Here is an 18,604-nt window from a genome sequence, read left to right on the forward strand (position 1 = left end):
TACTTCCTAACGTTTCAAAACCATCTTAACGGTTTTTTGTACGGGACCCGCCATCAAACGGGCGTAATACGCACCTTCGCTCAGGAATTGCCCATTGAATTTAACAGAATAAGTGCCTATTTCCTGAGGTTTGTTCACCACCAACGCCCCCACGCGCGTGCCGTGCGAATCGTACACATAGAGCGACACCTCGGTGGCTTCGGTAAGTCGGTACCGAATGTCTATCTGTTGGTTGAATGGATTGGGGAAAACTTCTAACAACTCGTCTGATTCAGTGGCGGGTGTTTCGGTAGTTTCAGGCTCAGCCTCTTCTTTTTCTTCTTCGGCGGCCGCAACGGCTTCCGTAGGCTCTTCGTGGGGAGTAATCGGAGCCTGTAATTGCGAAGCCAAAGGTAAAATCGGCTTGGGGGCTTCTTCCACCACTTCTACCGCCCGTTGCGCGGTGGAGATACTAACCACATCAGTTGGTTTACTTTCATTATGAAGTCGGTTAAATGCACTGACGGTGTAGTTGTATTTAGTGCCAGGGGTGACTTGTAAATCGGTAAAGGTAAACGTGTTTTTTCCTGCTTCGTTTACCACAATGGCCCGAATGGATAGCCCCGTTCGGAGGTCGAGGGAGGTTTTGTTAATGCTTCTGTAGACAACGAAATACCGGGCTTTGTCGCGCTCAGAAGTGGGAGTATAAGGATAAGACCACGTTAAGGTAATAGTGTTGTTATCGTTGAGTTCTGTTTCGAGGTTAGTAGGTACGGGCGGAGGAGTGGTGCTTTTCCAAGGCATGGCTGGAACAAGCGCTGGAGATTGATATACTTCCTGACAGAGGATATCGCATAACTGATTTGGGTTGTTGCGAAGGGTTTTGGCGCTGAAAAGAATACTTCCGTGCACATTGGCAAAGGTTCGGTTAAAGCGTATTTGATTAGAAACCTCCATGGGTCTACGCCAGTTGGCATCGCTGTTGACTTTGTACACTCCGTGGCCAATGTAAAGGTGTTGCTCCGATACATTTTCGCTCCACCAAGGCACCAAATGCGTATAATTTGCCGACCCGTTGCCCATGCTCCAATACACCTGCGGAGCAATATAGTCTACCCAGCCTTCTTGTATCCATTTGCGGGCATCGGCAAAATTTCCCGAATAAGCTTCAAAACCGCGAGAGTTTGAGCCTTCTGCTGAGCTGCTGCGGTTTTTCCAAATACCAAAAGGAGATACCCCAAATTTGACCCAAGGTTTTACTCTTCTCAGGCTGTCGGCGACGGCTTCAATGAGCAAGTTAACATTGTCGCGACGCCAGTCGGCGCGGTTGGTAAACCCGCGATTGTGCTCGGCAAAAGTAGCGTTGTCGTTGAGCGTGACGCCCGTTTGGGGGTAAGGATAAAAATAATCATCGAAATGAATGCCGTCTACGTCGTAGCGGCGTACTACGTCCATGACCACACGGGTCACAAATGAGCGCACTTCGGGGCGGCCCGGGTCCAGAATCCGTAACGGGCCATAAGATAGCAGTACATCAGGGCGGACTTTGGCAACGTGATTGGACGCGAGCGAAGCCGTACGGATATCCGTCACGGCACGATATGGGTTCATCCACGCGTGGATTTCGAGATTACGTTTGCGACATTCTTGTATCATAAACGCCAGTGGGTCATAACCGGGCGATTGTCCCTGTTGCCCCGTAAGCCATTCGGACCAAGGTTCTAGCTTGCTTTCGTAAACTGCATCACAGGCATTTCGTATCTGAAAAAACACGGCGTTGAGTCCGCGTCGTTGAATCATATCCAGCAAATCAATCAATTCTTGTTGTTGTCGGGCGGCAGAAAGCCCTTTGGTAGAAGGCCAGTCCACGTTTCCGACATTGGCAATCCACACCCCCCTAAATTCGCGCTTGGGTTGGGCGAAAAGAGAAAAGCTAACCAAAAGGAGAAATAGAAGATTTTTCAAGGGCATTGTTCCTTTATCCACAATTGAAAATCAATCAACCCCCAATACAAAGTGGAGTTGTAAAACAACGTAATGAAATACACGCACAAAAGTAACGTCAATATTCCAAAAATTGTACTTGACTGCTGAATCAAAGTTACAAATACAGTGCCGGAGGGGTCGGGATACGATATGCTTCTGCAGTCAAATGGCTATTTTATACAGGTTGGAGTTATATCTTCTCTTTGGAAACTAAATTTTGTATCAATCAAAAGCGAATGTCTAAAATCTTAGAATTTGGGAGGGATGTAGAAGTGCTAGAACCAGAAGATGTACGCAAAAAAATAGCCGAGACACTGCGCAGTGCCTCGGCTACGTATGTGTGTTCTGACGAGTGTTAATTCTCGTCTGGCGACATATACCGCACGGGGTGCCAGGTATTGTTGCGTGGGTTGATGTCGGGCAATTGGGAGTCGGGGTCGATGATGACGGATTTCAAGGGGTTTTTGGTAGCCGCTTTGAAGGTCCAGGTGCTGCCGCGTTGCCAAACTTCTACGGGGAGCGTGATGCGGGTCTTTTTACCACCGGCTTCTTCCAGTTCTACGATGGTGGGCATGGCCCATTGCTCAAGGTTTTCGATGGTGATGACCGAGCCTTTGGAGGGCGTTTGCTCCACGTATTGAACTTCTTTTACGCCTTGGTCCAGTTTATAATTTTCGTAAAACCACCCTTTCCAGTACCATCCTAGGTCTTCGCCAGCGGCATCTTCGATGGTTCGGAAGAAGTCATAAGGTGTTGGGTGTTTGAAAGCCCAGCGTTTTACGTATTGTTTGAAGGCATAGTCAAATCGGTCGCGACCCAGTACCACTTCACGTAGGAGCTTAAGCCCGATCGCGGGTTTATAGTACGCATCCCAGCCCAGATTGGTTGCTTTGATTACATCTGGTACGGTTAGGATAGGGTCGGCACCGTCGCGGAACAGCGTAGGAGCGAGATTCTGCATATCGTCCAGACGGTCGCGGTTGTATTCGCCATCGTTGAAGGCCTCGGTCGAAAGCATATTGATAAAGGTGTTAAAGCCTTCGTCCATCCACGCAAATTTACGTTCGTTGTTGCCCACAATCATCGGAAACCAAGTATGTCCGAATTCGTGGTCTGTTACGCCCCAAAGTGATTCTTTTTTGTCGTTGTGTGCGCAAAAAACAATGCCTGGGTATTCCATGCCGCCCACGATGCCCGCCACGTTGGTGGCCACGGGATAAGGAAATTCCATGAGGTATTTGGAATAAAATTCCAGACAACCTTTCACGTATTCTGTCGAGCGGCCCCAACCATCGTTACCGTCGTTTTCGGCGGTGTACAATGATTGTGCGATAGCGGGTTTACCGCTTGGTAAGTTCATTTTGGCGGCATCCCACACAAAGGCGCGGGAGGTAGCCCAGGCTACGTCGCGGGCGTTTTGGCAACGGAATTTCCACGTAATCATGCCCGAATCTTTGGGGCGAGATTTTTTCTCTTTTATTTCTTTCGCGCTGCGAATCATCACGGTTTTGTCGCTTTTGCGGGCTTCTTCCATGCGTTTTATTTGCTCTGAGGTCATTACGTCCGACGGGTTGAGCAGTTCTCCTGAGCCGCCCACAATGTGGTCCCAAGGCACGGTTACACTGTATTCATAGTCGCCGTAATTGAGGTAAAACTCTCCCGCACCAATGTACGGAAGTACGTTCCACCCCTCGATGTCGTCAAATACGCACATGCGGGGGTACCATTGGGCGATTTCGTAAATGGTACCGTTTTTGGTGTCCAGTTTTCCCATGCGGTCGGAGGCATACGTGGGAATTTTGAAAGAATAACTCACTTTTATTTTCAGCACATCGCCCGTGGGCTTTACCGCGTCGGAGAGGCGGATTTGCATACGGGTATCGTCGATGATAAAATCGGCAGGGGCATATTTCCCCTTTCCTTGCTGAATGCTCACCGCACTGATGGTATAGCCGCCTTCAAAACCCATATTGCCGTAGCGCCCGCCGTTGAGGGGGGTGGTTTTACCGCTGCGCGAATTGTCGTTGAAAGCATTTTGGTCAAGTTGCAGCCACACAAAAGGGAGCGCTTCGGGGCTGTTGTTGGTATAAGTGATTTCTACCTCACCCCCAATGGTATTGGCGGCTTCGTCGAGGGTGACGGCGATTTTATAATCGGCGCGGTTTTGCCAATAGCGAGGGCCTGGCGCGCCGCTGCCCGTACGGGACTCATTGGCAGGTTGGTAATTAAATAAGGGATTGAACAATACGTGCGCGTCGTATTTGGTAGTGGGGTTTTGAGCTTGCGCCAACGCTGCAAGACTTACCAGAAATAAAAAACTAAGTTGACGAAACATTATAAATGAATTTATGATGTGCATTGGTCGATGGGTTGTTTTTTCTATCCTGAAAATACCCGATAGAAAATGAGTCATCGAAACTTCTACAGAATGAATTTGCTGAAAAACGAAGGTAAGGCAGAATTGTTGTAAAAAGTAAAAACAGAACCATAATCAACAAAATCAGGCGTATTTTCACCCAATTTGGAGGAGAAATGAATCTGTAAGGGTAAAGATTGGTTTACTGGGTATCATGTCTTAAATCGACAATCATAACTAACCATGGCTCTCAATAAAATTCCCGTCAATCTTATCACTGGTTTTTTGGGCGTTGGCAAAACAACGGCGCTTCAAAATATTCTTAAACGCAAACCTGCCGATGAGCGTTGGGCCGTCATTATCAATGAATTTGGGGCGGTTTCAATCGACCATACGCCGTTTGCGGGAGCAGATGAGAATGGTTTGGTGGTCAAAGAGGTGGCGGGTGGATGTATTTGTTGCACGGCCAATTTGCCGATGCAAATGACGCTGACGTTGGTACTGCGTCAAGTAAAACCTCACCGTATTTTGATTGAACCGACAGGCATGGGGCATCCTGAGGCAATTTTGGATATGCTGCGCGGAAAATTTTTGAAAGATGTGCTTGACATTCGAGCTACTGTCTGCTTGGTAGACCCGCGTCAGTGGGACAATGAAGATTATCGGGAACACGAAACGTTTATTGACCAAATTACCTTGGCCGATGTGCTCATTGCTAACAAGGTTGATTTGGCTGGCGAGGCGCTGACGCAGGATTTTCTGGAATGGGGCAAGGCGCTTTTTCCGCCTAAAATTTTAATCGGGGCCGTAGAGCACGGTGACATTGACCCCAACTGGCTCAATATTGAGCCTTTCCCAAACCGAAAAGCCCTGCATCCTCATGCGCACGAACACGAGCATCACCACCATCACCCTTCGGAAGAATTGCCAATTCCTGAAGTGGGCAAGCCGCTTATGCGTGAAAGTCACGGGTTGGGACGGTATAGTTGTGGATGGGTATTCTCGCCCGATGAAGTTTTTGAATTGCCCAAACTTAAAGCATGGATTGCTTCCCTAAAAAACGTAGAACGCGTAAAAGGCGCTTTCAGAACGGGTGTGGATTGGGTGTTAATCAATGCCGTACGCGGAGAGTTTACGATTGAATACTTAGCATACCGCCGCGACAGCCGTGTTGAGTGTATTTCGGCTAATCCACTGCCTTGGAAAACCCTGGAGGATGGCCTAAAAGGGTGTCTCTTGAATGTTTCAGAAATGAAAACCGTCTAAAATTGTGAAAGAAAAAGGTTGGATTGTAATTGCAGCCGTTTTGTCTGCTTTGGCAGTATATTTACTGTATGCTTTCTTCCAACCGATTTATACTTACTCCTTGCTCGACCTGCGCTATGATGCGCATCAATACGCCAAGGCCTTTGATTATTTCAAAGGATTTACAGTAAATTATAAAGTGTCATTCCCGTTCAATACGCGAATTCTAATGCCTTGGCTGGCGACATATTTGCCTTTTAATGACCTTGTTACGGCATTTGTTTGGCTGAATGGCTTCTTTATATTGGCTACCATCGGGCTGTTGACTTGGATTTGGTTAAAACTCAACATTAGGCTTTTTTGGATTGCAATTGCCCTTTTCTGGATTTTATTTCATTGGAAAGGCTTAGTGCGAATGTATTTGCCCGACCCCGTAACGGCGGATGTTGGCGGGTATTTTTTGCTGACGTCTTTTTTAGCGCTTTTACTTCTTGAAGAAAAGAAGCTTTCGAAGGGGTGGCTCAATTGCTTGTTTGTTTTAATCGCTGTTTTGGGTACACTTCAAAAGGAGGCCTTTATCGCCGTTTTAGGAATGACAGCCTTGCTTACTGGGAAGAATTCAGATACCGCTGGCATCACAAAGCCGCTGCTCTTATCTTTTTTTCTGTCCATGGCTGTTTACTGCCTTGTTGTTTTCTTCTTTTCTGCTGCCTATACCGACTGGCGAAATAACTCTATTGTCAGTGTTTTACGAGGAATGAAGCGTTATGCCGAGCATCCCGATTTATTTTTGAGTGTACCCGTCAGTTGGTTCATGGCGTACGGAACATTTTGGTTGGCTCTCCTTTCAACTCCTAAATCCCCGCCTAATCTCTTATTTCTACGAACTTCTCATGCATCACTCCTCGCTCTTCACTTCTTCCTTTGGCTTTTTCTGAGCGTTTTTGGTGGGGGCGATACGGCGCGAATTTTGTACAACGGAATGCCGTTTGTGCTGACTTTTTTATTACTGAAACTGAACCGACTCCCTACCTGGATGGGCGGGTATGTGCTACTCACGTCGTTGCCATTGATGAGATTGTTTCAATTAGAACCCGATTTGGGGCGCTATCCAAATGAGATGCCGCAATGGTGTGTTGAATGTTGGTCGATGACCGAAAGTTGGGGGTATTGGGTGTATGCCGTCGCTGTTTTAGCGGGCTATTACTACCTTTCGCGTCGTTTGGGAGCCATCAGTTCCGATGAGTCGAATGAAGTAAATGCCTTGCGCTAACCTACTTACATCGAAAGAAACTTCTGATGTAAATTGAGCAACTGATTGACTTTTAATGATTTGTCCGTTGATGGTGATGATTTCTAATTGCCCCGTTACAGGAACTTGTGCATAGAGAAAGTTTGAAGTTGGATTGGGGTAAACGATTAATTCCAGTGTTTCGACGGGAGGATTGACTTTGGGCGAAGTGTTTTTTAAGTACTTGATGCCGCCTGTGTTGCTACCGATGAGTAATTCGGGAAGTTGGTCGCCATCCAAATCTCCGACGGCGGGAAAGAGTCCAGCTCCTATTCTCAAAAACGCTGTTTTTCCTACAAATTCGTTAAAAATCAAATTGGTATCCCTCTTTAACGTTGCGTTGGGCGTGGTGAAATTTTGATATACCCGCAATCGTCCCAACAAATCTCCCAGAACAAGTTCAGGCTTTCGGTCGCCGTTGAGGTCGGCTACGGCCATCCCTTGTGAACGTTTGTTGAAATCGACATCCAAACCACCAAATACATTCGTTTTGAGTTCATACACGGGCGCAAGGGTACTGCCAGTGTTTCGATGAAATTCTACATTGCCCGAGTTTTTACTGACCAGCACATCCAAATTCCCATCTTGGTCAATGTCGTAGTAAAGCAAATTTTCGCCGTTGGAGAAGTTGGTTGGATTGGGAAGTTTGCTCAAACGGGTGGTGTCGAGTTGCATCGCCGCTCCTCGGGGGGCTTTGTTGGGCACAAATCGAATGTCCATGCCTTTAAAAGTATTGGCCCAAAAGCCCAAATCAAGTGTTCCGTCGCCGTTTAGGTCGGCAAAAAACGGCTTGGTATTGACTGGCATGAGGTTTTCTTTGCTAAAAAGTTGGTTGCTCAGGTTCAGAAAATCGGTGCTAACCAACTCAAACTGAGCTTGGGTGGCCGTTCCCGTATTTCGATACAATTGAAGACTTGACCGATAGCCAGTTTGCGTACGCGCCCCCCCATAACCTACCACTAAATCTAAGTCGCCGTCGCCGTCAATATCGGCAAGGGCCGGCGTGGCGTTTTCTCCTAGATCAATCATCCCGTCTTGTAAGAAGTCAGGTTGGCGATACACAAAGTTAGGCTTTAGTACCGTGCCTTCGTTACGGTAAAACCAATTGGATTGCCGTAAATTGATGAGTGAATTGCTGGCAATATCCGTACTGCTTGGCGAGGCTACCAAATCCTGAATCCCGTCGCCGTCCAAATCTTCGATGTAGGCCGAAGGGAAAATGGGATAGTTAATGGAGGCTTGGGCTGGAAAATTTGATTGTACACTGCCAATCAGCGCCGCCATGCCGTTGCCACCTACGTTTTTGAGCAACGTCAGGTTATCGCAGGCAACGTGGCCGTGTAAAATATCCTTGCGGCCATCGCCGTCAATATCGCCAACCCAAAGGGTATTGCCAGCGTGCTGAATTTTGGCGTTTGACAAAGGCCCGCCCAAGGCTTCGCTGAGGGTTGCAGCGTTTGTGCGTACTTGTTCTGGAGCTTGCACTTCTGTGTCGGCGGGTTCCAGATTGAGTTCATATTTGTCGCACGAAGACGTAGCCGCAAAACGGCCCCAATTGGTGGTTACTTTTCGGAAGACAAACGGCTGCGTGCTGTTTTGCTCTTTGCTTAAATTTTGGTGTAGTTCCAAAGAAGCGCCCGTAAAATCGAAGGTAAGAATGTCGATATCGCCATCATCGTCGACGTCGGTAATAGCAGGTAAATCGGTGGACGGAACGTAAAGATTGATGTTTCCAGAAAAACCCTGCGTCAGAAGAGGGTCGGCTACAAGCGACCAGGAAAAACCATCAGCGGCGGGAATATTGCGGAAAACACGAATACCCGCCACCGTGCTGGTAAACAAATCTTTGCGGCCATCGCGGTCATAATCGACCAGCAACATCCAATACAGCATATTGGATGGGAATTTTGCTTCGTATTGGGGAGCATGCTGCCAAGTGATTGCGTTGGCTTGGCGAACGGCCAAAAAAGTAGACACCTGCTGATTGCCACGGTCGAAGATGACCAAATCTTCCGTGCCGTCGTCGTTGAGGTGCATTTTTGAGAATTGGGCACTGTTGAGGCCGCCCGCCCAAGGGTTGACGATGGGGGCGTTGTTTTTGAGAACTTTAGCGGAGTTATCCCAACGAAATGAAAACGTTTGACCAAACGATTTAAACCCAATCAGCACGCAAATGGAGCAAAGGCTCAGCGGCACAGACCAGCGCAGAAAACCACGTAAAATCATCTTAGGATGTATAATCTGCCTCATTCGCATTCAATTTTTTCTATAATAAACCGTTCTAAACAAAAAACGTTTTTATGTTCCAAAAAGTGTTCGTCCTGTGGGTCAAAACAGGGCTTGTTTGCGTATTTTTTCTCCTTTCATATTCTTCTGTTGCCCAACAAAAATACCATAATCTGGTCTTGGAAGGCGGTGGTATTCGCGGGATTGCCTACTGCGGAGCGATTCAAGAATTGGAACAGCGCGGCTTTTTGAAAGATATTCGCCGTGTGGGCGGCACGTCGGCAGGAGCTATTCAGGCGTCGTTGCTAGCGGTGGGCTATTCGGCGGCGGAGCTGACTGAGTTGGTTTCGGAAATGAAAATTCAATCCTTTAACGATGGGCAATACATTTTTGTGGGTGGCACACAGCGTTTGATTGAACGTTTTGGTTGGTATAAGGGAGACGCTTTTCGTAAGTGGATAGCCCAGAAGATAGAACAAAAAACGGGTGTTACCCATTTGACTTTTGGTCAATTGCACGCGCTTACCCAACGAGATAGTTGCTACAAAGACTTGTATGTGACGGTAACGAACCTGACCAAACAAAAGTCGATGGTGCTTTCGTACGAGAAATTCCCCGACTTAGCCATTGCCGATGCCGTGCGGGCCTCTATGTCGATTCCGTTGTATTATTGCGCCGTTTTTATGGATAGTACGGGTCGATTTCATCAACGCCCGCCGCGCACGATTCCAGCCGATGTGTTGGTCGATGGCGGCTTGTTGATGAATTATCCCATCGGGCTTTTTGACCAAAATCGTTATTTAAGCACCCCGCAGCCTAATCTGATGCCCGAAACGCCCGTTTTCAACGCCGAAACCTTGGGGTTGAGGCTTGAAAGTGCCGAGCAAATCAAAGCAGATTCCCAAAATTTTGAGTTGGCGTCTTATCCCATTCGAAGTTTCAAAACTTACATGGGTGCCTTCTATACCTTGGTGTCTGAGGCGGCCAACCGCTACAATTTTCGCCCCGAAGATTTGAAACGGACCATTTCGATTGATTTTCAGAACATTGGGGCTAAAGTGCGAAAGCTATCAGAGGCCGAGAAAAATGTGTTGATTGGGAGCGGCAAAAAATGTGTGGGTGATTTTTGCACTCCTTCGACCGTCGTTTCACAAAACTGATTTCAGTTCATCCAGATGCTGTACGTCGTAGGTAGCTTGTTGGTCAAAAACCAATTTCTTGGGGTTATAAAAGGCGGCGTCCATCCCAAAACGTAATGCACCTAGAATGTCCGCTTGCCAATTGTCACCAATCATCAGACTTTCGTGGGGTTGGGCGTTAGCGGCTTGTAATGCATACGCAAAAATCTGTGCGTCAGGTTTTTTTGCTCCCGCTTTTTCATTGGTCACCACCTGTTGAAAATAATGATGAATGCCCGAACTTTGCATTTTAGACGCCTGAATTGAATCAAAACCGTTTGTAACGATGTGGAGTTGGTAATCTTTGCTTGCACAATACTCCAACAGCTCAACGGCTCCGTCGAGCAAGTGCGATTTTTGCGGAAGTAATTTTAAATATTCTTCGCCCAAAGCGCTGCCAAAAGCTACATTTTTAACGTTCAGAGCTTCAAAAACGAGCCGGAAGCGGTGCTCACGAATATAACTATGGGCAATACGGCCATGATCAAAATCGTCCCACAGTTTTGTGTTGATTTCGAGGAATGCCCGCACAAAATCCCCCAGCGACATCACCCCGTGATTGATGAGTTCAAAGCCGTGGTAAATATCGGTCAATGATTCGGCCGAATTGCGCTCAAAATCCCACAGCGTGTGGTCAAGATCAAAAAATAGGTGTTTGTATTTTGGCATTGAATAACGAGTTTTGTGCAAATCTACAAACAAGAATGACGTCTGCTCTCATCCTCTCCGAAATCTTCATTTATCCTATAAAATCGTTGGGGGCGATCCGCCTCACGCACGCTCAGGTGGAAGAGCGCGGCCTGCGCTACGACCGCCGCTGGTTGATTATTGACGATAACAACCGCTTTGTAACCCAGCGCAGCTACCCAAACATGGCGCTAATTGAGGTAACTATGACGGACATGGGTTTGCAGTTACGCCATCGCTCGCGGGATTTGAGTGCGCTAATTGTTCCTTTTCAGCCCGAAACTTTTGATTTGGTAACGGTGACCGTGTGGGACGACCAAATGGAGGCCGTCATCGTCAATGATGCCTCAAACCGTTGGTTGAGTGAAGCGCTCGGTTTTTCGGCGCGGTTGGTGTATCTACCCGATACTTCGCCTCGCCTTGCTGATTCCAATTATGCCCCTTTCGATGCAAATGTGAGCTTTGCGGATGGGTTTCCGTTTTTGATAATTGGCCAATCGTCCTTAGATGATTTAAACACTCGCCTGCCCGAACCAGTTTCTATGATACGGTTTCGTCCCAATCTGGTTTTTGAAGGTGGAATGCCTTATGACGAAGACCAATGGTACGAGTTTACGATTGGTAAGTTGACATTTTTTGGGGTAAAACCCTGCGCACGTTGTATTCTGACCACCGTTGACCCAGAAAAAGGTGAAATTGTGGGCAAAGAACCGCTCAAAACGCTTTCGACGTACCGCAAGCTTAACAACAAGATTTTCTTTGGACAAAATGTAATGACCAATCAGAGTGGAGTTTTAAAGATTGGTGACGAGATACAAGTAGTGAGCCGCAAATCACGGCAAACGATGAGTGAATAAAAAAAAGCAGAAGGTTTTGAAGTAAAGGTGTAGTCGGTTTTGAGAAATCGACTGAGGGGTTTCTCAGAACCCCATGTAACGAAAAGTATGAAAAAAACAGCAGCCATTATCGGGGCAGGCATTGCAGGCATCGCCTCCGCCATTCGTTTGGCCAACAAAGGCTACGACGTTCACGTTTTTGAAGCCAACAGCTATCCAGGTGGAAAATTGTCTAGTTTTGAAGTGAAAGGCTACCGATTCGACGCAGGACCATCATTGTTTACTTTACCTCATTTGGTGGAAGAGTTGTTTGAGATTTCGGGCAAAACTCCGAAAGCGTATTTTGACTATATTCGCTTAGACGAAGCCTGTCGCTATTTCTGGGACGACGGTGTTCGCCTTACCGCCCACGCCAGTCAACGGGCGTTTGCGCAAGAGATAGAAGAAAAATTGGGCGAACCGTCGGCGCATGTTTTGGCCCATTTAAAAGATAGTGCCGTCAAATACAACGTCACCGAAAAACTGTTTCTGCACCGTTCGTTACACAAAATTAGCACCTATTTCAATCGCGATGCCTTCAAAGGTTACGCCAATATGCACCGCTTGGATGCTTTTACGACCATGAACAGCTCCAACGAACGGCGTTTCCAAAATCCGCGTGTGGTGCAGCTTTTCAACCGATATGCTACTTACAACGGCTCAGATCCCTACCAAACCCCCGCCACGATGAATATTATTCCGCATTTGGAGTACAATATCGGCGCGTTCTTTCCCAAAAAAGGAATGGTGGATATCACGGAAAGTTTGGTTAAATTGGCCGAAGAACTAGGGGTGAAATTCTATTATAATACGAAAATTACGAAACTGGAAACGCAGGAAAATTGGGTTACTAAACTGATTTTTGACGCAAATACTCCCGCACCTGACTCTTACGACATTGTTGTTTCCAACATGGACGTGGTAAATACCTTCCGCAAATTGCTCCCCGAAGCCAAACAGCCCGAGCGTATTTTGCGGCAACCCAAGTCAAGTTCGGCGCTGATTTTTTATTGGGGCGTTAAGAAAAGCTTTGCTGAATTGGGCTTGCATAATATCTTTTTTTCGAATGATTATCGCGCCGAATTTGAGTATTTGTTCCGACAAAAAACGTTGTATTCTGACCCAACCGTTTATATAAATATTACATCAAAACACAAACCCGATGATGCCCCTGAAGGAGGCGAAAACTGGTTTATTCTGGTCAATGCGCCCAACAATGAAGGGCAAGACTGGGAAGCGCTGATTGAACAAAGTCGCCAAGATGTACTCAGGAAAGTATCACACAATTTAGGTGTAAACATCGCAGATTTTATCGAATGTGAAGAAATCCTAGACCCGCGCAGCATTGAATCCAAAACGTCAAGTTCGCAGGGAGCGTTATATGGCAACAGTTCCAACAACCGCTTTGCGGCGTTTTTGCGTCATGCCAATTTTTCTCGGGAATTTAAAAACCTTTACTTTGTCGGAGGTAGCGTGCATCCCGGTGGCGGCATTCCGCTGGCCATCCTATCGGCAAAGATTGCGACAGATTTGATTGATTCTTAGAGTTAATCTATTTTAGGTGCGGTTTTTGCTAGTGAAAGCAAGGGTGATTTTCAATTAACCATAGAGAAACTGAGTGACACAGAGGGGGTGTTTTGATTCTAAAATAAATGCGGCAAGGTTACCTTTTAAAAGATTTTTTACACAAAAAAATAAGAGAGATGAGATACACGAAAATGCTCCCCGTGTGCCTCTGTTTCTCCGTGGTTTGCTATTCAACCATTATTCGGGGGCAACAACTGACGCAGTATTCTCAATACCTCCAAAACAACTTTTTGCTCAATCCAGCCCTGGCGGGCATTGAAAGCTATGCCGATGCCAAAATAGGTTATCGGCAGCAATGGGCGGGCTTGGAGGATGCGCCGCGAACCTTATACATGACGGCGCATTTGCCCATCGGAAATCCTGATTTTGAAGTGGCGCCTGCTTCGCCGCGATTCAGCTACGGGCGTCAGCGAGGGCCGATTTTGCCAGATGCGCATGGTGGGGCGGGTGTTTCGCTCATTCGTGACCAAACAGGCCCTTGGACGCGGTTTTCGATGAGTGTTGCCGGGGCGTATCATTATCCATTGAACGATGAGTGGCAGGTAAGTGCTGGTCTTGCAGCGGGCGTTACCCAGCACACGCTTGATTTTGACCGCATTCGCTTGGCCAACCCTTTGGACCCTGTTGTGTCGGTGGGCAAAGTCAATACATTTCGGCCCGATTTGCACGCGGGGCTGTGGGTTTATTCCACCGACTTTTTTGCGGGTTTTTCGGTGCAGCAAGTATTGGGTGGAAAATTGCGATTTCGTTCTACGAGTTACGATTGGCAGGGACAACTCGTTCCACATTATTTCCTCACGGCAGGCTATCGACTACCCATCACCGATGACTGGGACTTTACGCCTTCGGTGCTGTTTAAAAAATCGGCCAAAGCACCCATGTCTTGGGATTTGAATTTCAAATTCAGCTACTTAAATCAGCTGTGGTTTGGCATGTCTTATCGGAAAAGCGATGCGTTTTTGGGGTGGGTGGGCACGCGCGTGGCGCAGAAATTTACGGTCAGCTACACCTACGAATATGTCCTTTCTTCCCTTCAATCTCGTGCTCAAGGCTCGCACGAAATTACGCTGGGGCTTACGTTAGGAAGCAGTAGCCATTATTCGTCACCGCGAGTTTTTTGGTAGGCAAGTATATACAGGCAACGGTTTTTTGTAAAAGTAGTGTATTCGGTAATAAATTTGGCGAGCCGCCGAGCGACTTATGTCTTTAAAAAGATCCCAATCGGAAGCTGGAAACAAAGTAGGTGATGACGTAAGTACTTTTCCGTTTAAGGCCCGTTCATCGCCGCTAAATGTTTCCCATTCTTCTTTCCATTCCGCACTGCCCCGAAAGCCATCCCGATGAATCACACAATCATTGTCCAAGTCGATGATTTCATATTCTAGCTCCGCATTTTTCTCCCGCTTTCGATAGTTTGTTGTGAGCGTTCCTTTGACGGGTTCCATGACGTCTACCAAGGTGGTATCGTTGATTTTTTTCGTGCCGACTTTGTATTTAGTGCTACTTTCAACAGTAACGTCCGTGCTTCCAGTCGACTCTCTCAGGGAGGATTGGCCCGTAAAATAAATCCGAAGTACATGATGGGAGGGAAGACTGTCCTCCTGAGCAGCGGCTGGATTTTGAAAACGGACTAATTCGTGCGGGGAGCGGTTCTCGAAGAATTCTTCGTCCATTTGTTTCTGTAAATACTCATATTCAGCGTCAGACAGGCGTTCGTCTTCAGTTAATGGCTCAATTACTATTCGCAAAACGGCGTATTCCTTGGCCGAAATGAGGTTGTCGTCAACGTCTTTGTAGCTTTTAGAAAGCTGTTTTACCTTCAAAAAATGATCGAAGGCTTCCTCGGCAAATGCCCGATTGTCTTTGTGTTTAAAAGCTTCTAAGCCTGCTTGATAGCGCTCGTCGGCAGCCAGTGTTTTTACTTTTTCAATAATCTCTGCGTAGGAATTTGGGGGTGAATTGAGCAATTCAAGGCAAGCTTTACATTTTGTTAAGGCCTCTTGATTTTTTTGTAGTTGCTGGTACTGATACAAAACACTTTCCCATTTGAAGGGCTGATTTTCGGCTATGTACCGTTGAATGTTGCTTTGGTATATTCGTTCAGTTTCTTTGTGAGCGGCCATAAATACTTTTTGGGCTTTTGTGTCACTTGAGTGTCGCTTTAGGCGATTGGCCGAAACCCGTAATGCTTGGTCGTATTTACCCTTTTGTAAGGCTTTTTCTCCTCTTGCACAGCCGTATAGTATGAAAATCAATAAAGGTAGGAGTAAATGTATTTGTTTCATGGCATTACGATTTTCTGGCTCAATCATAACGTTACGTCGTGATTTTTTGTACGTAATTTACCAATAAAAATGGCACCTGCTTCAACCAAGCAGGAGGAATTTGTGTTTACTTCTTTACTTATTAAAGTACATCATTCAACCAAAAATCAACCAATGAAGGCCGCAATCATTCAGGAAGTCAATCAACCCGTTTATGTTCAGGAAGTAGAAAAACCGCAGGCGGGTCCGGGCGAAGTCATTGTTCAGCTCAAAGCTGCCGCGCTCAATCACCGAGATGTTTTTGTACAGCAGGGAAAATACCCCGGCATGAAGCTGCCGGTCATCATCGGTTCCGACGGCGCGGGAGTGGTGTCAGAAATTGGAGAAGGGGTTTCTGAAGAATGGTTGGGCAAAGAAGTAATCATCAATCCGTCGCATAATTGGGGTCCCGACGACCGTTTTTACAGCAAATCCTTCAAAATTTTGGGAATGCCCGACAACGGTACTTTTGCCGAATACCTTAAAGTAGAAGCGAAGTATTTGCACCCAAAGCCCCAGCATTTGAGTTTTGAAGCGGCGGCCGCGATTCCGCTCGGCGGGCTTACGGCGTGGCGGGCGCTGATGACAAGGGCAGGCATGAAACCCAGCGAGCGCGTCTTGGTGACAGGCATCGGTGGGGGCGTGGCACTGTTTGTGCTGCAATTTGCCGTGGCGTCGGGGGCTGAAGTATGGGTAACGTCGGGCTCGGATGAAAAAATTGAGAAGGCCATTGCATTAGGTGCCAAAGGTGGGGTGAACTACAAAGATCCAAATTGGACCAAAAACTTGATTGCTGCCACGGGCGGCGACCGTAGTGGTTATTTTGATGTTATCATCGATAGTGCGGGCGGCCCACATTTTGCCAAACTCATCGACGTTGCCACCGCTGGGGGCCGCATTTGTTTTTTTGGGGGAACCACGGGCAACATCACCGATATTATTCCTGGAAAAGTATTCTTTAAACAACTTAATATCTACGGCTCTACTATGGGAACCGAAGCGGAGTTTGAAGCAATGATTCAGTTTATCGAAGAAAAACAAATTCAACCGATTCTGGATGAGACCTTTGCGCTCGATGATACCGAAATGGCGCTGCGACGTATGGACAACGGAACGCAGTTTGGGAAGATTGTGTTGAAGATTGGGTAATCCACCTGTAAATCAGTAATTTTGTGCTTGACAATATAACCTGACTGGCTATAAGCCGTCAGGTTTCTCTTACTAATGACAGAAACAATCTCTCTTTCCAAGCAGGATATTCGTAAACTCACCGTTGTTCAACTCAAAGATTGGTTGACGCAACACGGCGAACAGGGCTTTCGAGCCAAACAAATTGTAGAATGGTTGTGGAAAAAATCTGCCACCTCCTTTGATGAAATGAGCAATCTCTCGCTCAAAACGCGTGAGTTGTTGACCGAACACTTTGAAATTCGGGCTATTTCCAACGCCAAATCGCAAAAAAGCAACGACGGAACCGTCAAATCGGCGTTTAAACTCCACGACGGCCACCTCATTGAGGGCGTGTTGATTCCTGCCGACGACCGCATGACGGCCTGCGTATCTAGCCAAGTGGGTTGCTCGCTTACGTGTAAGTTTTGCGCCACGGGCTACATGGACCGTAAGCGCAACTTAGATGCCGCCGAAATGTACGACCAAGTAGTGGCGATAGACCGGCAAGCAAAAGAAAATTTCAGCGTGCCGCTGACCAATATTGTGTATATGGGCATGGGCGAGCCGTTGCTCAACTACGCCAACGTGCTTGAATCCATTGAAAAAATCACTTCGCCCGAGGGATTGGGTATGTCGCCTAAAAGGATTACGGTTTCGACAGCGGGCATTGCCAAAATGATTAAAAAACTGGGCGACGATGAGGTGAAATTCAATCTGGCGCTCTCGCTTCACGCAGCCAATGACTTAAAGCGCAACCAAATCATGCCCATCAACGAGTCTAACTCGTTGGAAAATCTGGCAGAAGCATTGCAGTATTTCTACCGTAAAACCAAGAATCGGATTACGTTTGAGTACATTGTCTTTAACAACTTCAACGATACACTGCAAGACGCGAAAGAGTTGTGGGAGTTTACCAAAAAAGTGCCCGCCAAGGTCAATATCATTGAATATAACCCCATTGCAGAGGCTGACTTCAAAAATACGGGCGTGGATAAATTAGAGCAATTTGCTCGGTTTTTAGATAGCAAAGGGGTGATTGTCAACGTACGGCGCAGTCGTGGGAAAGACATTGATGCGGCCTGTGGGCAATTGGCCAACCGCGAAAAAAATGAATAACTTTGGGTTATACCTCATGGCGGCGTTGTATTTTGCGGCGGGAGTAGTTCACTTGCTCAAGCCCCGCATATACCTGCGCATGATGCCGCCGTGGGTGCCAATGCCACTGGCCGCTGTGCTAGTTTCGGGCGTATTGGAGATGGCTTTTGCCATCGGCTTGTTATTCGCTGCCACCCGTTCGCCATCGGCCTGGGGAATTATCTTATTATTGATTGCCATTTTTCCCGCCAACGTCTACATGCTGACGTCGGGAAAGTTTTACCGAATTCCCCAAATTCTTCTCGTTTTACGTTTGCCACTTCAATTGGTGCTTATTTGGTGGGCGCATCAATATGTATAATCCTATTCTTTGGGCCTTCCCGCCAAAAAATAAACCAGCCACCCAAAAGGGATAAAAAGGGTAACCAATACCCAAATCAGTTTTAACGTATTTTCTAACGTACTCCGTACAATGTGTACGATAGCGATGATTTGTGGTACAATCGTTAGCCCCAAAAGGAGAAATATGAAAATCACTTCCTGTCCGCCAAGACCTAAATAGCAAAGCATAGTGTATGTTTTAGATGCAGTAAGTTATAAAAAAACGGGTTGTTTGTTGATGGCTT

The 18,604-nt window shown here is 46.9% G+C and carries 16 protein-coding genes; 10 read left to right on the forward strand and 6 right to left on the reverse strand.

Features of this window, described 5'->3' with window-relative positions:
- Positions 1 to 6 precede the first annotated feature (6 nt).
- Positions 7 to 1,944 carry a family 10 glycosylhydrolase gene (locus GVN20_RS10580; RefSeq protein WP_166558298.1) on the reverse strand — a complete coding sequence of 646 codons (1,938 nt, stop codon included), beginning with the start codon at positions 1,942 to 1,944 and terminating at the stop codon, positions 7 to 9.
- A gap of 257 nt (positions 1,945 to 2,201) precedes the next feature.
- On the opposite strand from GVN20_RS10580, the gene GVN20_RS10585 reads away from it, so the two are divergent.
- A complete protein-coding gene (locus tag GVN20_RS10585; RefSeq protein ID WP_166558299.1) occupies positions 2,202 to 2,324 on the forward strand; it encodes a WYL domain-containing protein in 123 nt (40 codons plus the stop codon).
- Here GVN20_RS10585 and GVN20_RS10590 read toward each other — a convergent pair.
- On the reverse strand, positions 2,321 to 4,300 hold the full coding sequence (locus GVN20_RS10590; RefSeq protein ID WP_166558300.1) for a M1 family metallopeptidase: 1,980 nt from the start codon (positions 4,298 to 4,300) through the stop codon (positions 2,321 to 2,323). The two genes, GVN20_RS10585 and GVN20_RS10590, sit on opposite strands and share 4 nt — an antisense overlap.
- Positions 4,301 to 4,564: 264 nt before the next feature.
- Here GVN20_RS10590 and GVN20_RS10595 point away from each other — a divergent pair, with 264 nt between their 5' ends.
- Positions 4,565 to 5,587: a GTP-binding protein gene (locus GVN20_RS10595; RefSeq protein ID WP_166558301.1), complete on the forward strand. Its 1,023-nt coding sequence runs from the start codon at positions 4,565 to 4,567 to the stop codon at positions 5,585 to 5,587.
- Positions 5,588 to 5,591: 4 nt separating this feature from the next.
- Entirely contained in the window at positions 5,592 to 6,839 is a 1,248-nt protein-coding gene (locus GVN20_RS10600) for a hypothetical protein (RefSeq protein ID WP_166558302.1), read from the forward strand.
- Here the strand turns inward: GVN20_RS10600 and GVN20_RS10605 are convergent.
- The gene (locus GVN20_RS10605) at positions 6,759 to 9,107 is read right to left on the reverse strand and encodes a T9SS type A sorting domain-containing protein (protein WP_166558303.1); all 2,349 of its coding nucleotides are present in this window, start codon (positions 9,105 to 9,107) and stop codon (positions 6,759 to 6,761) included. The two genes, GVN20_RS10600 and GVN20_RS10605, sit on opposite strands and share 81 nt — an antisense overlap.
- Positions 9,108 to 9,157: 50 nt before the next feature.
- Between GVN20_RS10605 and GVN20_RS10610 the strand changes: the two genes are divergently transcribed.
- Positions 9,158 to 10,243 carry a patatin-like phospholipase family protein gene (locus GVN20_RS10610; protein WP_166558304.1) on the forward strand — a complete coding sequence of 362 codons (1,086 nt, stop codon included), beginning with the start codon at positions 9,158 to 9,160 and terminating at the stop codon, positions 10,241 to 10,243.
- Here GVN20_RS10610 and GVN20_RS10615 read toward each other — a convergent pair.
- Positions 10,232 to 10,930, reverse strand: a complete 699-nt coding sequence (locus GVN20_RS10615) for a YjjG family noncanonical pyrimidine nucleotidase (protein ID WP_166558305.1) — start codon at positions 10,928 to 10,930, stop codon at positions 10,232 to 10,234. The genes GVN20_RS10610 and GVN20_RS10615 overlap by 12 nt on opposite strands.
- Before the next feature lie 35 nt (positions 10,931 to 10,965).
- Between GVN20_RS10615 and GVN20_RS10620 the strand changes: the two genes are divergently transcribed.
- The 3 genes from GVN20_RS10620 to GVN20_RS10630 all read left to right on the forward strand — a co-directional run bounded on the left by GVN20_RS10620 (position 10,966) and on the right by GVN20_RS10630 (position 14,534).
- The gene (locus tag GVN20_RS10620; RefSeq protein WP_166558306.1) at positions 10,966 to 11,805 is read left to right on the forward strand and encodes an MOSC domain-containing protein; all 840 of its coding nucleotides are present in this window, start codon (positions 10,966 to 10,968) and stop codon (positions 11,803 to 11,805) included.
- Between the two features lie 87 nt (positions 11,806 to 11,892).
- Entirely contained in the window at positions 11,893 to 13,368 is a 1,476-nt protein-coding gene (gene crtD, locus GVN20_RS10625; protein ID WP_166558307.1) for a 1-hydroxycarotenoid 3,4-desaturase CrtD, read from the forward strand.
- A 158-nt stretch (positions 13,369 to 13,526) separates the two neighbouring features.
- Positions 13,527 to 14,534, forward strand: coding sequence for a type IX secretion system membrane protein PorP/SprF (locus GVN20_RS10630; protein ID WP_166558308.1), 1,008 nt, complete (start codon positions 13,527 to 13,529; stop codon positions 14,532 to 14,534).
- Here GVN20_RS10630 and GVN20_RS10635 read toward each other — a convergent pair.
- Complete coding sequence (locus GVN20_RS10635; RefSeq protein WP_166558309.1) at positions 14,514 to 15,695, reverse strand: hypothetical protein; 1,182 nt, start codon at positions 15,693 to 15,695, stop codon at positions 14,514 to 14,516. The two genes, GVN20_RS10630 and GVN20_RS10635, sit on opposite strands and share 21 nt — an antisense overlap.
- Positions 15,696 to 15,848: 153 nt before the next feature.
- Here GVN20_RS10635 and GVN20_RS10640 point away from each other — a divergent pair, with 153 nt between their 5' ends.
- The 3 genes from GVN20_RS10640 (at position 15,849) to GVN20_RS10650 (ending at position 18,339) form a co-directional block, all read left to right on the forward strand.
- The gene (locus tag GVN20_RS10640) at positions 15,849 to 16,862 is read left to right on the forward strand and encodes a zinc-binding dehydrogenase (RefSeq protein WP_166558801.1); all 1,014 of its coding nucleotides are present in this window, start codon (positions 15,849 to 15,851) and stop codon (positions 16,860 to 16,862) included.
- Between the two features lie 75 nt (positions 16,863 to 16,937).
- On the forward strand, positions 16,938 to 17,999 hold the full coding sequence (gene rlmN / locus GVN20_RS10645) for a 23S rRNA (adenine(2503)-C(2))-methyltransferase RlmN (protein WP_166558310.1): 1,062 nt from the start codon (positions 16,938 to 16,940) through the stop codon (positions 17,997 to 17,999).
- Positions 17,992 to 18,339, forward strand: a complete 348-nt coding sequence (locus tag GVN20_RS10650) for a DoxX family protein (protein WP_166558311.1) — start codon at positions 17,992 to 17,994, stop codon at positions 18,337 to 18,339. The genes rlmN and GVN20_RS10650 overlap by 8 nt, the downstream gene beginning before the upstream one ends.
- A gap of 2 nt (positions 18,340 to 18,341) precedes the next feature.
- On the opposite strand, the gene GVN20_RS10655 is transcribed toward GVN20_RS10650, so the two are convergent.
- Positions 18,342 to 18,548, reverse strand: coding sequence for a PLDc N-terminal domain-containing protein (locus GVN20_RS10655; RefSeq protein ID WP_166558312.1), 207 nt, complete (start codon positions 18,546 to 18,548; stop codon positions 18,342 to 18,344).
- Positions 18,549 to 18,604 lie beyond the last annotated feature (56 nt).

The sequence above is a fragment of the Runella sp. CRIBMP genome, from assembly GCF_009905605.1.
GTDB lineage: Bacteria > Bacteroidota > Bacteroidia > Cytophagales > Spirosomataceae > Runella.

Excerpts from the sequence above, each read along its gene's own strand:
- GVN20_RS10585 (WP_166558299.1), top strand. The coding sequence starts at position 2,202 with ATGTCTAAAATCTTAGAATTTGGGAGGGATGTAGAAGTGCTAGAACCA.
- GVN20_RS10590 (WP_166558300.1), bottom strand. The coding sequence starts at position 4,300 with ATGTTTCGTCAACTTAGTTTTTTATTTCTGGTAAGTCTTGCAGCGTTG.
- GVN20_RS10595 (WP_166558301.1), top strand. The coding sequence starts at position 4,565 with ATGGCTCTCAATAAAATTCCCGTCAATCTTATCACTGGTTTTTTGGGC.
- GVN20_RS10605 (WP_166558303.1), bottom strand. The coding sequence starts at position 9,107 with ATGAGGCAGATTATACATCCTAAGATGATTTTACGTGGTTTTCTGCGC.
- GVN20_RS10610 (WP_166558304.1), top strand. The coding sequence starts at position 9,158 with ATGTTCCAAAAAGTGTTCGTCCTGTGGGTCAAAACAGGGCTTGTTTGC.
- GVN20_RS10615 (WP_166558305.1), bottom strand. The coding sequence starts at position 10,930 with ATGCCAAAATACAAACACCTATTTTTTGATCTTGACCACACGCTGTGG.
- GVN20_RS10620 (WP_166558306.1), top strand. The coding sequence starts at position 10,966 with ATGACGTCTGCTCTCATCCTCTCCGAAATCTTCATTTATCCTATAAAA.
- crtD (WP_166558307.1), top strand. The coding sequence starts at position 11,893 with ATGAAAAAAACAGCAGCCATTATCGGGGCAGGCATTGCAGGCATCGCC.
- GVN20_RS10630 (WP_166558308.1), top strand. The coding sequence starts at position 13,527 with ATGAGATACACGAAAATGCTCCCCGTGTGCCTCTGTTTCTCCGTGGTT.
- GVN20_RS10635 (WP_166558309.1), bottom strand. The coding sequence starts at position 15,695 with ATGAAACAAATACATTTACTCCTACCTTTATTGATTTTCATACTATAC.
- GVN20_RS10640 (WP_166558801.1), top strand. The coding sequence starts at position 15,849 with ATGAAGGCCGCAATCATTCAGGAAGTCAATCAACCCGTTTATGTTCAG.
- rlmN (WP_166558310.1), top strand. The coding sequence starts at position 16,938 with ATGACAGAAACAATCTCTCTTTCCAAGCAGGATATTCGTAAACTCACC.
- GVN20_RS10650 (WP_166558311.1), top strand. The coding sequence starts at position 17,992 with ATGAATAACTTTGGGTTATACCTCATGGCGGCGTTGTATTTTGCGGCG.
- GVN20_RS10655 (WP_166558312.1), bottom strand. The coding sequence starts at position 18,548 with ATGCTTTGCTATTTAGGTCTTGGCGGACAGGAAGTGATTTTCATATTT.